This is a genomic window from Caballeronia sp. dw_19 (genome assembly GCF_018449515.1).
In the GTDB taxonomy this organism is placed as follows: domain Bacteria; phylum Pseudomonadota; class Gammaproteobacteria; order Burkholderiales; family Burkholderiaceae; genus Caballeronia.
On record NZ_JAAVUQ010000007.1, the window covers coordinates 120,419 to 134,008 of the forward strand.

The window sequence follows — 13,590 nt, forward strand, 5'->3', positions numbered from 1 at the left end:
CAATCGATTTTTTGAAAACTTCCAGACCGGGCACGTCATGGAGTTCCGGACACTTGTTCGACAAGGTTGGCAAGCGCCACGACGCTCTCGTTCGCCACGGGTACACTGGCATCGGCATCCTATCGAGAATGGACAAAATGGCCCCGACAGTTATTCCGGCAGTGATCCTGATCGTCATAACGATCGCCGCGTCAATGAGCCTGAGGCATTGGTCAAGGCGAATTCGTGCTGGCTTTGATCTTATCTGCTTCGTCATCCTTAGTATTTACCTGGATCGGCAAGACGTGTTTCCGATCTTTGCTGCGCCACATGGGCACCTGAGCTCAGGGGAAATAGCGATCCGCTTCGTTGGAGGAGCGTGGTGGGTACTTGGCGCGCGGCTTGTCGTCTCTCTGCTTTGGTTCGCCTTACATAGAGACCAGCGTTCCCGGGAAGCACGTCTTTTCTCCGACCTGACAGCAACGGCCATCTATATTGTCACCGGTATCGTGGTGATGGATTCTGTGTTTGCGTTGTCCGTCACAGGCGTGGTGGCCACTTCCGGCGTCGTCGCGATCTTCATTGGTTTGGCGCTGCAAAACACATTGGCCGATGTCTTCGCGGGTATCGCCGTCGGCATAGAAGCGCCGTTCAGCGTCGACGACAGGGTCAAGATCGGCGACATGCTGGAAGGACAGATTGTCCAGGTCAATTGGCGCTCGATTCGAATCCACACCGACGATGACGATATTGTCACCATCCCGAACAGCATCGTCGCCAAAGCCGAGATTATCAACCGGAGCTACCCGAGTTTGCGGCGTGCGGCGTCAGTTGACGTATGGTGCCCGGCGAGCGCATTGCCTGAGCGGGTCATCGAAACGCTCCTGAATGCCACGCTGCTGTGTCCGGACATTTTGCACAAGCCTGCGCCCGGCGCTGTCATGGTTCAGTTCGGCCGCAGGAACACGCTATATCGAGTGTCGTTTCATGTAGCGGGCACCCTATCAATTGCTTCGACGAAAGATACGCTGCTCAGGGCGGCAAGGCGGCAATTGCTCTATGCCGGATTTCTTGACGAACCCGTGCCCATGACGGCGCCTCGCGACCCGTCATCTAATGCTGTCATGACAATGCCGCACAAGCTGCTGCGAGACTTGCTTTTGTTCGAGTCCCTTACTGACGCGCAAGTTGAAAAACTGGCGGAAAAACTTATCCCACGTCATCTGGAGCCTAACGAAAAATTGTTCACCGAAGCAGAGGTCGAAACTTCACTGAATGTAATCGCCTCTGGCATTATCGAAATAACAAGAGAGGAAAAAGGCAACCGTGAGACGATCGGTTGCATTGGTGCAGGGGAATATGTTGGCGAAATAGGCCTGCTCACCGGCACTCCTCATGCGGCAACCGCAACGGCTCGTACGCATTGTCAGGTCTACAAGCTGCCGCACGAAGCGATTGCGCCCTTGATGAAAACCGATGACGGATTGCTGGTCGCTTTGGACAAGTCGGCCCGAAGGGGACTCGACATGCTGCATCGGAACGTAGCCGCTCGTGCGACACGAGATATCGGTGCGCCTGGACAACTTCTTTCCCGCATACGGAGGTTTTTTGGACTGACGGCTTTTTGATGACATGCGGCGCGAAGCCGCCACGCGCCGCGCTGGATTTAGTCAGAAATTCGACGAAAAAGGTCTATCCCGGCGCATCTCGTGGACTATGCATTCTGTCTACGGAACAGATTAGTGCCGATATATATGCTTTCCTAGCCGACTAGTCTGCAGGCGGATTCAGCATGAGACCCCACTGCTACTAATCTGCCTATCCCGTTACGAGCGGCACCGTTGCTGTTGGATTGCCCACCAGATACTCGTAGTGACGGTAACCGCCATTGTCGTGCGTATAGACAAAGCCTGCGCCTTCATAGAGCGCCCGGGCTGGATTGTCCGGCTTCACACCAAGCGTAAGCGTGGCGAAACCCTGCGCGCGTGCGTCGGCTACGAATTCGGCCAGGAGTCGTCGACCGAGTCCGACGCCGCGCCTGTCACGCAGGACGTAAATCGACGCGAGGACGGCGACGTTACCCTGGGTCTCCCAGAAGCAATACCCTGTAACCTCCTCACCGGATTGCGCAATGAACATGCGGTCCAGATCGTTGGTCCATTGCTTGATGTGCCAATACAATCCATCCCTCCAGCGCCCCTCCTGTTCTGGCTCGATCTGCCGAATATAGTCGAGTTCGCCGGCATATATCGCCGGAAGGTCAGTGGCATGGGCGCGACGAATCGAATGAATGTCTGTCATCGTTTATGGAAAGGTGCAGAAAGTTAAGTACGCTCGCACCATCGTATTCAAGCCGCTTACTGATGGTGTGCCGCGTGTTGAGATTGCATTGTCGCCCGCTTCCGGTTGAATTCACAAGGCGACGGCGCGTTCCGGTGATGCTCATCTTGGGCGACACGGGCCTATGCCGCTATCGGCATCCGACAGAATGACAATGGCTGTCGCGGAACGTCGCAATGGCGGCGTGAAGTGGCCGACCCTGTCGCCGCATGGCAGGCATATAGCTCCTTCCGGCCTGCTGTGCAACCACACACGGCATTTCGCCGTCCATGCGCGTCGCACCGTTGTGCCGGCGTTCCGCGCCCGGAAACGGCCGTTCGTCGCAGTCCGCTTGAGATAACCGCGCCCAGGCATCACCATTGGCGCCTCAACGTACAATCGTCTCGATCTGCCCAGGAAACACACCATGCCCCCTTTCACACTATCCCTGCTTCAGCCGTTCTGGCGAAGGCTGCGGATCTATGCCCTGACCACGGTCGGCTGCGCGTGGTTGTACAGCACGATCTATCAGGAATCGTTCGCGCGTGATCTGGTCTATGCGGCGTGCGTTGTGGCCATCGTCCAGTGCCTCGTGGCAGGCGGGCGCTACACGCTCGCGTACCAGCGGCGGCGGCAGGGACGCAACGACGCCGACGGCTTGCAAAAGTGGCCAGGCTGGCAATGGATGCTGCCGTGGATGGTCGTGAGCGTGGTGATTGGCTACTTCGCCGGCATTCGTATCGGCGATATCCTGCTCGGGATTCGCTATACCCCGATCACAGCGGCACATAACGCACACACGATGATAATCAGCATCAGCGTGGCGTTGATGCCAACCGGCTTCCTGACCTACGTGTTCTACACGCGCAACCGGATGGCGGCGATCGAGCTGCGAGCCGAAACCGCACAACGGACAGCTGCGGAAAGTCAGCTCAAGCTGCTCGAGTCGCAGCTCGAACCGCACATGCTTTTCAACACACTGGCGAATCTGCGTGTGCTGATCGGGCATGATTCACTGCGCGCACAGGGAATGCTTGATCACCTGATTGGCTTCCTGCGCTCAACGCTCGCTGCGTCGCGCACGGGGTCTCATACGCTAGCGGAGGAATTCGCGCGTATCTCGGACTATCTCGCGCTGATGCAGATCCGGATGGGCCCGCGCCTGAAGATTCAGCTCGATCTCCCCGAGCCGTTGTCGGCGTACCAGGTGCCACCGTTGCTGCTGCAACCGTTGGTGGAAAACGCCATCAAGCACGGACTCGAACCGAAGGTCAGCGGCGGACGCGTGGTCGTGACCGCCGAGCGTCACGCCGGCCATCTGGTGTTGACTGTCCGTGACACGGGAGTCGGCCTCGACGCGCAAGCACACCATGGCGCCCGCTTCGGACTGCAACAGGTGCGCGAGCGCCTTTTCACGCTGTATGGCGAGGCCGGCTCGCTGGCGCTGCAACCAGCGCCAAACAACGATGGCGGCACGCTTGCCGTTATCACGCTGCCATGTTCAAGGAGCAATGAAAAATGAAAACGACTGCACTGATCGCAGAAGACGAAGCGCTGCTGGCCGCCAACCTGCAATCCGAACTATTTGGTTTGTGGCCGGATCTGGAGATGGTCGCCATCGTCGGCGACGGACAGAGTGCGGCGCAAGAGGCGCTTCGATTGCAGCCCGACGTGCTTTTCCTCGATATCCGCATGCCGGGCATGACCGGGCTTGAATGTGCAGAGGCGCTTGCCGAAGAATGGCCCGAAGGCGGCAAGCCGTTTCCGCTGATCGTATTCGTCACGGCCTACGACGAATACGCGGTTCAAGCCTTCGAACGCGCAGCCTTCGACTACGTGCTCAAGCCCGTGCAAACGCCCCGGCTCGAACAAACCTGTGCGCGCCTGAAAGAACGACTGCCCGACAGCAACGTGCCCGCGTCACTGGGCGGTATTGTTATCCAGATGCGCGAACTGCTCGCCGCCGGCAGCCCGCTGACAGGACATGCCGCACAGGACAGCTCGCCGCTGCGGATCATTCAGGCGAGCGTGGGCAACACCATTTCGATGGTGCCCGTCGATGATGTCCTGTACTTGGAGGCGGCCGACAAATATGTGCGTGTCGTCACGGCGGAACGCGAACACCTGGTCCGCTCCCCACTGAAGGAATTGTTGCAGCGACTCGACCCACAACGGTTCTGGCAGATCCATCGAGGTTCGGTGGTGCATTGCGATGCAATCGCCAGCGCACAACGCGACGAATCGGGCAAACTGACTTTGACGCTGCGGGAACACCCGGACCGTCTTGTCGTCAGCCGGCTTTACGCGGACCGCTTTCGCGGCTTATAGGACGTGCATGGCGGCTGGCGCGCCGCTTCCTCGTACCGGCGAAGCGACACCAACTGCCGGCACGATAGTTCGCAGTGCGACGAAAACCTCGCCGTCATCGTAAAATCAGGCTCGCAGCCATTCCCTTGCGCCATCGAGCGAGCGAAAGTCATCGAACATGAATTGCCGGGCCATCCGGCACGCGCCCCGTGCCGGCGAGACGGTTGCCGTCGAGCTTGATCTCGCGTGGATCGACGAACAACGAAGCGAGGATGTTATCGAGCGTCATCTGCATTCTGCCTGAGAGCGTCCGCCTGTTCTCGAAAGGCTTCGGCCGGTAAGCCGGGTATCTCGTCCGGATCGGCGAACCCCAAGGCATGCCAGATATCGCGCGCGTCGTGAGAATCGCTGAAGCGCTTCAGACGCGCTTTCAGCCGCGCCTGTTCGGCGCGCAGCGTGTCCAGATCGAGGCGCGCGGGTCGTTGAGCGGTGCCGCCACGGCGTCGCGAAACGCAGGGGCATTGTCATCCGCGTAGGCATCGGCCCCGCCGTTGAGCGCGCCGACCGTCGCCAACGCGCGATACCTGTTCGCCCGAATTGGTCAACGGGAGGAACAGCAATCCGAAAATACCTCCAGGTGAATGCCGATCTTTACCAGGTCGGTACGCTGGGCCCACGCGTGTCAGAAACGAACGGCGCGTCGCGCACGCGAGCGGCGGATGTTCATCGTCTTCGGGCAGATTTGTCTAGGTGGTGTCTTGGGTCATTTGTCAGGTGCTTGGTGGACCAGTGGAACCTCACGGACTGCACGATCCAAACTTAAAATTGATTTCATAAAGTCAGGCTTCCTGGTTAATAAGCGAAGCGGATTATTCGGATGGGAAAATCAATTTGGACTGCCAATCATGAGCCAGATAAAAGAAAGGTGGCAATGGCAGCAATAAGTGGCGAGCGCACGCTAGCAAGATTTGTGCAGCAGTTTGAGGTTCATCCGGACAGGTCACGGAATACAAGCGTCAGTTGCGGGAACGAACGGCCGGTATGTTCAACGCAGTAGGCGCGTCCGTCACTGAGCCGCTGGTGGGTCTAAAGACGCTGAACGCAAAGATCGGCCAATTGGCGCCGGAGAATGATTTTTTGTCCCGCGCACTCGGCAAGGCGAGCTTGTTGAGTGCAGAGAAATAATCGGTGGTGCCAGTCCCTTGTCAGGTATCCCTGCAGGTCAAGCCGGTCGGCATCAGGTGATCCAGTGGTACTACGCGCCGAGTCCGCTCAGCGCAGCAGATCTCGCGCTACTGCGCTGGATCGACGAGTTGTACGTAAAGCATCCGTTGGCTGGCGCGCGCGTTGATGTGCCTGCTCAAGCGAGAGGACATAGTGGCAGCACAAATTCCAGGCAATAAAAAACCCGCAGAGCCAATAGCCATGCGGGTTTTCGGATACTTCTCTGAGCTGCTTCAGACTACTTCGATCTTACTTGCGAAACGGTGGTGGGTGCTGACGGGCTCGAACCGCCGACCTACGCCTTGTAAGGGCGCCGCTCTACCAACTGAGCTAAGCACCCCGTTTCTCGATCTTCTTATGCGGTCCTTCTCAAGCGATCTTCACACCCATTATGCAAAGTGTGTGATCCGCTCCGCCAGACTTGAAACCGTTTCAAACCGGCCCGTATCCAGCGAGTCCGCTAGTTTAGCGCATCTTTTAGCGCTTTGCCAGGGCGAAATTTCGGAACCTTCGCCGCTTTGATCTTGATCTCATCGCCGGTTCGGGGATTACGGCCGATGCGCGCCGTCCGCTTGCCCACGGCAAAGGTGCCAAAGCCGACCAGCGTCACCGAGCCGCCCTTCTTCAGGGTCGTCTTGACCCCGCCGATCAAGGCTTCGAGCGCGCGGCCGGCCGCCGCTTTAGAGATATCAGCTTGTTGCGCAATATGGTCGATCAGGTCCGTCTTGTTCATTGTGTGATCCCCCGAATAATGGTTTGTGGATGGGCGATGCTGCAAAGAGTACGTTCACGACAGGCTGCTTTAGCACGGGCCCCGGAAACCCAGGTGCGGCGGTCATTAGAAGTAGCCGAAAGACAGGTGTCAACCGGGATTGAGCCTGATTAGAGAGCCTCCGCTGGAACTCTGGCGCGCTAAAGCGCAGGGCGGACCGGTCAATAAAAAACCCCGCGAGGTCAGTTCACACTGACCTCGCGGGGTTTTGGTTCGCCGGCTCGGCGCGACCGCTTCGGGCCGCGCCTCGACGGGCGTTTAATGCTTCACGAACTCACCAGCTGCTGGCGTGTCCTTCTTTTCCGCAACAGCGGGCGTTGCCGGCTTGGCTTCTTCTTCCGGCAGCGCTGCTGGCACACGTTCGAGCGCGAGCTCAAGGACCTTGTCGATCCAGCGAACTGGAACGATTTCGATCGAGTTCTTCACGTTGTCCGGAATCTCGGCCAGATCCTTCGTGTTCTCTTCCGGGATCAGCACGAGCTTGATGCCGCCGCGATGCGCCGCCAGCAACTTCTCCTTCAATCCGCCGATAGGCAACACTTCGCCACGCAACGTGATTTCGCCGGTCATTGCCACGTCTGCACGAACCGGAATACCGGTCAATACGGACACCAGCGCTGTAGTCATTGCGATACCGGCGGACGGACCGTCCTTAGGCGTCGCGCCTTCGGGCACGTGGATGTGGATGTCCTTCTTCTCGAACGCCTCGTCCGATACACCCAGACGACGCGACCGCGAACGCACCACTGAACGCGCTGCCTCGACCGACTCCTTCATCACGTCGCCGAGCGAACCCGTGCGGATGATGTTGCCCTTGCCCGGCATCACAGCGGCTTCGATGGTCAGCAAGTCGCCGCCCACTTCCGTCCACGCGAGACCCGTCACCTGGCCGACCTGGTTCTCCTTCGCGGCCAGACCGAAGTCGGTCTTGCGCACGCCGAGGAACGAGTCGATGTTGCTGCCGTCGATCCGGACCGCGCCTTCTGCCTTCTTCAGCAGAAGCATCTTCACGACCTTGCGGCAGATCTTCGACATTTCGCGCTCGAGCGACCGAACACCGGCTTCACGCGTGTAGTAACGAATGATGTCGCGGATCGCTTCTTCGGTGAGATCCATCTCGCCAGCCTTGAGGCCGTTGTTGCGGATCTGCTTTGGCAACAAGTACTTCTGCGCGATGTTGATCTTCTCGTCCTCGGTGTAACCCGAGAGGCGAATTACTTCCATCCGGTCGAGCAACGGCGGCGGAATGTTCAGCGAGTTCGACGTCGCCACGAACATCACGTCCGACAAGTCGAAATCGACTTCGATGTAGTGATCGGCGAACGTATGGTTCTGTTCCGGATCGAGCACTTCAAGCAAAGCAGACGCCGGGTCGCCGCGGAAATCCATGCCCATCTTGTCGACTTCGTCGAGCAGGAAAAGCGGATTGCGCACGCCGATCTTCGACAGGCTCTGCAAGATCTTGCCGGGCATCGACCCAATGTACGTGCGACGGTGACCGCGAATCTCGGACTCGTCATGCACGCCGCCGAGCGCCATGCGCACGAACTTGCGGTTCGTTGCGCGGGCAATCGACTGGCCCAGCGAGGTCTTGCCGACGCCCGGAGGCCCGACGAGGCACAGGATAGGCGCCTTGACCTTTTCGACCCTTTGCTGGACCGCAAGATACTCGAGGATCCGTTCCTTGACCTTCTCAAGGCCAAAGTGATCTTCGTCGAGCACCCGTTCCGCATTCGAGAGGTCATTGTTGACCTTGCTCTTCTTGCGCCACGGCAGGCCGATCAGCGTGTCGATGTAGTTGCGCACAACGGTGGCTTCAGCCGACATAGGCGACATCAGCTTGAGCTTCTTCAGCTCGGCGTCAGCCTTCTTCTTGGCTTCCTTAGGCATGCGTGCGTTGGTGATGCGCTTCTCGAGTTCTTCGAGATCCGCACCTTCCTCGCCTTCGCCCAATTCCTTCTGGATCGCCTTGACCTGTTCGTTCAGGTAATACTCGCGCTGGCTCTTTTCCATCTGACGCTTCACGCGTCCACGAATGCGCTTTTCGACCTGAAGAATGTCGATCTCGGCTTCGAGCTGGGCAAGCAGATGCTCAAGGCGTTCCACAACCGGGAACATCTCGAGAATGTGTTGCTTCTGGTCGAGCTTCAGCGGCAAATGCGCGGCGATGGTGTCAGCCAGGCGACCCGCTTCGTCGATACCCGACAGCGACGTCAGGATCTCAGGCGGGATCTTCTTGTTGAGTTTCACGTACTGATCGAACTGCGACACAATCGCGCGGCGCAGCGCTTCAGTTTCAGCGCTGTCGGCGTGGTCGGGTTCGAGCGGCATCACGTCGCAGGAAAACTGTGTTTCCTGTTCTTCGATCGTGAGCGTCTTGGCACGCTGCAAGCCTTCGACCAGCACCTTCACGGTACCGTCCGGCAGCTTCAGCATTTGCAGGATGTTTGCGATACATCCCACTTCGTACATGTCTTTTTCGGTCGGCTCGTCTTTCGCAGCGGTCTTCTGGGCGACAAGCATGATGTGCTTGCCCCCTTCCATCGCGGCTTCGAGTGCCTTGATCGATTTGGGTCGTCCGACAAAAAGCGGAATCACCATGTGCGGGAAAACGACTACGTCACGCAGCGGGAGCAACGGGAGAGTAATGCGTTCCTGCGGGAGGAGTTGGGTTCCTGACATTTTCATTTCCCCAGTAGTGGAATCAGTTCAGTCGTAAATAAGGCCGTCAAAATGGATTGCAAGCCTTAAGCGTGTGGGAAAAGATCAATGAATCGAAAAAATTCGCCTCAGTAACGTGTCAGTAACGTCCACAAGATATCCGAAAAATAAACAAAAAGCCGTTCACGTTGCCATGAACGGCTTTTCGCCGACACACAGCCCAACTCAGTTAGAACCTGCTACCTTCGGCGTGTCTTCGTAGATCAAAAGCGGCTTGCCGTCGCCATCGATTGTATTGTCATCCACGATAACCTTGCTCACACCCTTCATTGCCGGCAACTCGTACATCACGTCCAGCAACGCTTGTTCCAGAATGGACCGCAGACCACGCGCACCCGTCTTGCGACGGATTGCCTTCAACGCGATAGCCTTCAGCGCGCCCGGACGAATCTCCAGGTCGACACGTTCCATGTTGAACAGCTTGTGATACTGCTTCACCAGCGCATTCTTCGGCTCAGTCAAGATCTTGATCAGCGCGTCTTCATCCAGCTTGCCGAGCGTCGCCACCACGGGCAGACGGCCGATCAGTTCGGGAATCAAACCGAACTTGATCAGGTCTTCCGGTTCCACTTCGCGCAGCACTTCACCCGCGTCGCGATCCACCTTGCTCTTCACGCTTGCGCCAAAACCGATACCGGTCTTTTCCGTACGATCGATGATGACCTTTTCAAGGCCGTCGAACGCGCCGCCGCAGATGAACAGAATGTTGGTGGTGTCGACCTGGATGAAGTCCTGGTTCGGGTGCTTCCGGCCGCCTTGCGGGGGCACTGAAGCCATCGTACCTTCGACCAGCTTCAGCAGCGCTTGCTGGACGCCCTCGCCCGACACGTCGCGCGTGATGGACGGGTTATCCGACTTGCGGCTGATCTTGTCGATTTCGTCGATGTAGACAATGCCGCGCTGGGCCTTGTCGACTTCGTAGTTACAGTTCTGCAGCAGCTTCTGAATAATGTTTTCAACGTCTTCGCCAACATAGCCGGCTTCCGTCAGCGTGGTTGCGTCTGCAATCACGAACGGGACGTTCAACATGCGCGCGAGCGTTTGCGCGAGCAAGGTCTTGCCCGAACCCGTGGGTCCGATCAGCAGGATATTGCTCTTCGACAACTCGATATCGTCTTTCTTCTCGAGATGCTTGAGACGCTTGTAGTGGTTATAAACCGCCACTGCAAGAATCCGCTTCGCGCGTTCCTGACCGATCACGTACTGGTTCAGGATCTCGCTGATCTCTTGCGGACTCGGCAGGTCCGACTTCGTCAGGCCAGCCTCTTCCGCCGCGCCGGCAGCTTCGTCGCGGATAATTTCATTGCACAAGTCGATGCATTCATCGCAGATGAACACAGAAGGACCTGCAATCAACTTCTTGACCTCGTGCTGGCTCTTGCCGCAGAACGAGCAATACAACAGCTTTTCGCTGTTAGAACCTTTTTTGTCCGCCATGGATGTGCGAGCCTCCGGACACTCGATTACATAATACGCCGCTCAATTCACCTACGCAGAAATGGCATGTGCGCAGGTTGAAAGCGTGTGTGGCGTGTGCTTTGACGCCGTTTTCCGCGTTGGCTCCAGCCGGGCGCGGCTGGAATCCCCGCGCCGCCGCTGGCGGCCTGGCTCGAAACCGCAACGTCCGTATGGACAAAAACGGAACAGCCGGCCCGTTATTCCCCAACGACCGGCGCTGATCACGGACGCCCGTTCAGGGGCGCTTGTGAAGAACCTGATCGACGATACCGTACGCCTGCGCGTCGTCGCCGGACATGAAATTGTCGCGGTCGGTGTCACGTGCGAGACGTTCTGCCGGCTGACCCGTATGGTGCGCGAGCAGCTGGTTCAGGCGTTCCTTCAGGTACAGGATTTCCCGTGCCTGAATTTCGATATCCGACGCCTGCCCGCGCGCGCCGCCGAGCGGCTGGTGAATCATCACGCGCGAGTTGGGCAGCGCAACGCGCTTGCCCTTGGCGCCCGCTGCCAGCAGGAAAGCACCCATGCTCGCGGCCAGTCCCATGCACAACGTGGCGACATCCGGTTTCACGAACTGCATGGTGTCGTAAATGGCCATGCCAGCCGACACCGAGCCACCCGGGCTGTTGATGTACAGGCTGATGTCCTTGTCGGGGTTTTCGCTTTCGAGGAACAGCAACTGCGCGACCACCAGGTTGGCTGTCTGGTCATTCACTTCGCCGACCAGGAACACCAGGCGCTCTTTCAACAGGCGCGAATAGATGTCATAGGCACGTTCGCCGCGGCCGCTCGTTTCCACAACCATGGGCACCAGACCGAGCGCCTTGGTTTCGAAATCATGCGGCGCGTTCGACGCGAGCGTGTCCAGTAATTGAGCGCGAAAGGTCATGCAATTTCCTTGTTCGGAATAGGGATACTGAACGACAAAGGAACATCCGAAAAACGGCACAACTGGGTAACCGGCATCAGCACCTGCATCAACAACACCAATGCAATCGAAATACAAAAAAGGCGTGCCGGCCCGTCACCTCGACGGCCCTGCACGCCCTGTCGACGCTGCTTACGCTTGCGCCGTCGCGCTGGCCAATTCTTCGAAGCTTACTTCCTTGTCGTTCACTCGGGCCTTGCCGAGCACGAAGTCAACGACGTTGCTTTCCACAACATACGCTTCCATTTCGGCGAGGCGCTGCTGATTCGAATAATACCAGCGGACGACTTCCTTCGGGTCCTCGTAGCTTTTCGCGAATTCGTCGACTTCCGCGCGGATCTGTTCCGGCTTCGCCTGCAGGTCGTTGGCCTTGACCAGTTCGGCCAGAACCAGGCCCAGCTTGACGCGGCGTTCAGCTTGTTCCGCGAACATTTCTGCGGGAATGGGAGCGTCCGCTGCGTTCGGCACACCGCGTTGTTGCAGATCCTGACGCGCCATTTCCACCAGACGTTGCTGGTCCTGCTCGACCAGCGCCTTCGGCACGTCGAGTTCGGAGATTTTCAGCAGCGCGTCCATGACCTGGTTCTTCACGATCTGCTGGGTGCGGCGCTTGGCTTCGCGCTCCAGATTGTCTTTGATCTCACCGCGCATCTTGGTCGTGTCGCCGTCTTCCACGCCCAGCGACTTCGCGAAGTCGGTATCGATTTCCGGCAGGTGCGCCCATTCGATCTTCTTCATCGTAATGGTGAACTGGGCCGTTTTGCCGGCCACGTCCTTGCCGTGATAGTCCTCGGGGAACTTGAGGTCGAATTCCTTCGACTCGCCGACCTTCAGGCCGAGCGCCGCCGTTTCGAATTCCGGCAACATGCGGCCTTCGCCCAGCACGAACGTGAAGTCTTCAGCGCTGCCGCCTTCGAACAGCACGCCCTCGAGCTTGCCGACGAAGTCCATGGTCACGCGGTCGCCGTCTTTAGCTGCCGTATCCGCGCCGCCGTCACCGTGCTCGCCGCCTTCGCCGCGTGCGTGGTAGTGAACGCGCTGCTTGCGCAGGATTTCCAGCGTGCGGTCGATTTCCGCTTCCGAGATGGTCGTGACCGTGCGTTCGATTTCAGCCGTTGCCACGTCGCCGACCTTGACTTCCGGGTACACCTCGAAGGTTGCGTCGAATGCGTAATCGGCCGCTTCTTCCGCTACTTCGCCGCCCTTGGGCGCAAAGCTCGGCTGGCCTGCCACACGCAGATTTTCGGTGCGCGTGACGTCGAAGAATTCCTTGCCTACCTTGTCGCTCAGCACTTCAGCTTCAACCTGGCCCTGGTACTGCTGCGTCACCATCTTGAGCGGCACCTTGCCCGGGCGGAAACCCGGCATGCGCACGTTTTTCGCCAGCTGACGGATACGCGAATCCACTTCCTTTTGCACCGTATCTTTCGGCAGGGAAATCGTCACACGGCGTTCGAGCTTGCCGAGGTTTTCAACAACGTTAGCCATGGCTTCTATCGTCCTAGAGTAAATCGAGTATTCGGGTTCGTGTGTCTGGTCAGTTCTGGTTCGATCTCGCACCACGATAGGCGCACGGCGCCTATTGGTTCCTGAACAATGCAAGCAGCCTGACTGAGCCTATTGCCAAATGGCCAAAGCTCAATACCGTAGATCCGCCAAGCCGTGACAGGAAGCCGTACGCGCCGGTTTGAGTCAACCGAGCCAAACATTTTACCAAACTATTTGCAAGGGTCGTGGCGGATGAGGGTCCGCTCTGCCAAATATCGGCAAATTCACCGGCAAATCCGGCCCGTTTTCGCGGTTTTGGTGCGGGTTTTACGGTTCATCGATCACCGTGATGCCGCTCCGTTGCCGCCGCAGCCGGCGCATTTCCGAACGCGCG

Annotated in this window: 11 protein-coding genes and 1 tRNA gene; 5 read left to right on the top strand and 7 right to left on the bottom strand. The window is 58.3% G+C overall.

Features of this window, described 5'->3' with window-relative positions; translation table 11 throughout:
- Positions 1 to 53: 53 nt before the first annotated feature.
- The gene (locus tag HB376_RS12385; RefSeq protein WP_255631301.1) at positions 54 to 1,607 is read left to right on the top strand and encodes a mechanosensitive ion channel family protein; all 1,554 of its coding nucleotides are present in this window, start codon (positions 54 to 56) and stop codon (positions 1,605 to 1,607) included.
- A 190-nt stretch (positions 1,608 to 1,797) separates the two neighbouring features.
- On the opposite strand, the gene HB376_RS12390 is transcribed toward HB376_RS12385, so the two are convergent.
- Positions 1,798 to 2,280, bottom strand: coding sequence for a GNAT family N-acetyltransferase (locus HB376_RS12390; protein WP_213763962.1), 483 nt, complete (start codon positions 2,278 to 2,280; stop codon positions 1,798 to 1,800).
- A gap of 445 nt (positions 2,281 to 2,725) precedes the next feature.
- Between HB376_RS12390 and HB376_RS12395 the strand changes: the two genes are divergently transcribed.
- The 4 genes from HB376_RS12395 (at position 2,726) to HB376_RS12410 (ending at position 5,790) form a co-directional block, all read left to right on the top strand.
- Complete coding sequence (locus HB376_RS12395; protein WP_213763963.1) at positions 2,726 to 3,820, top strand: histidine kinase; 1,095 nt, start codon at positions 2,726 to 2,728, stop codon at positions 3,818 to 3,820.
- Positions 3,817 to 4,626: a LytTR family DNA-binding domain-containing protein gene (locus tag HB376_RS12400; RefSeq protein WP_213763964.1), complete on the top strand. Its 810-nt coding sequence runs from the start codon at positions 3,817 to 3,819 to the stop codon at positions 4,624 to 4,626. Before HB376_RS12395 ends, HB376_RS12400 begins: the two co-directional genes overlap by 4 nt.
- 356 nt (positions 4,627 to 4,982) lie before the next feature.
- Positions 4,983 to 5,141: a hypothetical protein gene (locus HB376_RS12405; protein WP_213763965.1), complete on the top strand. Its 159-nt coding sequence runs from the start codon at positions 4,983 to 4,985 to the stop codon at positions 5,139 to 5,141.
- 505 nt (positions 5,142 to 5,646) lie between these two features.
- Entirely contained in the window at positions 5,647 to 5,790 is a 144-nt protein-coding gene (locus HB376_RS12410) for a hypothetical protein (protein ID WP_213763966.1), read from the top strand.
- 303 nt (positions 5,791 to 6,093) lie between these two features.
- Here HB376_RS12410 and HB376_RS12415 read toward each other — a convergent pair.
- The 6 genes from HB376_RS12415 to tig all read right to left on the bottom strand — a co-directional run bounded on the left by HB376_RS12415 (position 6,094) and on the right by tig (position 13,196).
- Positions 6,094 to 6,169: transfer RNA gene (locus HB376_RS12415), tRNA-Val, on the bottom strand.
- A 120-nt stretch (positions 6,170 to 6,289) separates the two neighbouring features.
- Positions 6,290 to 6,562, bottom strand: a complete 273-nt coding sequence (locus tag HB376_RS12420; protein ID WP_213763967.1) for an HU family DNA-binding protein — start codon at positions 6,560 to 6,562, stop codon at positions 6,290 to 6,292.
- 297 nt (positions 6,563 to 6,859) lie between these two features.
- Positions 6,860 to 9,283: an endopeptidase La gene (lon, locus tag HB376_RS12425; RefSeq protein ID WP_213763968.1), complete on the bottom strand. Its 2,424-nt coding sequence runs from the start codon at positions 9,281 to 9,283 to the stop codon at positions 6,860 to 6,862.
- A gap of 204 nt (positions 9,284 to 9,487) precedes the next feature.
- On the bottom strand, positions 9,488 to 10,759 hold the full coding sequence (clpX, locus tag HB376_RS12430; protein WP_031359732.1) for an ATP-dependent Clp protease ATP-binding subunit ClpX: 1,272 nt from the start codon (positions 10,757 to 10,759) through the stop codon (positions 9,488 to 9,490).
- Between the two features lie 256 nt (positions 10,760 to 11,015).
- Entirely contained in the window at positions 11,016 to 11,669 is a 654-nt protein-coding gene (gene clpP / locus HB376_RS12435; RefSeq protein ID WP_089159576.1) for an ATP-dependent Clp endopeptidase proteolytic subunit ClpP, read from the bottom strand.
- 171 nt (positions 11,670 to 11,840) lie between these two features.
- Complete coding sequence (gene tig, locus HB376_RS12440; protein ID WP_213763969.1) at positions 11,841 to 13,196, bottom strand: trigger factor; 1,356 nt, start codon at positions 13,194 to 13,196, stop codon at positions 11,841 to 11,843.
- Positions 13,197 to 13,590 lie beyond the last annotated feature (394 nt).

Bases quoted from the DNA above. Each gene is read 5' to 3' on its own strand.
- HB376_RS12420 (WP_213763967.1), bottom strand. From the start codon at position 6,562: ATGAACAAGACGGACCTGATCGACCATATTGCGCAACAAGCTGATATC.
- HB376_RS12395 (WP_213763963.1), top strand. From the start codon at position 2,726: ATGCCCCCTTTCACACTATCCCTGCTTCAGCCGTTCTGGCGAAGGCTG.
- tig (WP_213763969.1), bottom strand. From the start codon at position 13,196: ATGGCTAACGTTGTTGAAAACCTCGGCAAGCTCGAACGCCGTGTGACG.
- HB376_RS12410 (WP_213763966.1), top strand. From the start codon at position 5,647: ATGTTCAACGCAGTAGGCGCGTCCGTCACTGAGCCGCTGGTGGGTCTA.
- lon (WP_213763968.1), bottom strand. From the start codon at position 9,283: ATGTCAGGAACCCAACTCCTCCCGCAGGAACGCATTACTCTCCCGTTG.
- HB376_RS12405 (WP_213763965.1), top strand. From the start codon at position 4,983: ATGCCAGATATCGCGCGCGTCGTGAGAATCGCTGAAGCGCTTCAGACG.
- clpX (WP_031359732.1), bottom strand. From the start codon at position 10,759: ATGGCGGACAAAAAAGGTTCTAACAGCGAAAAGCTGTTGTATTGCTCG.
- clpP (WP_089159576.1), bottom strand. From the start codon at position 11,669: ATGACCTTTCGCGCTCAATTACTGGACACGCTCGCGTCGAACGCGCCG.
- HB376_RS12390 (WP_213763962.1), bottom strand. From the start codon at position 2,280: ATGACAGACATTCATTCGATTCGTCGCGCCCATGCCACTGACCTTCCG.
- HB376_RS12400 (WP_213763964.1), top strand. From the start codon at position 3,817: ATGAAAACGACTGCACTGATCGCAGAAGACGAAGCGCTGCTGGCCGCC.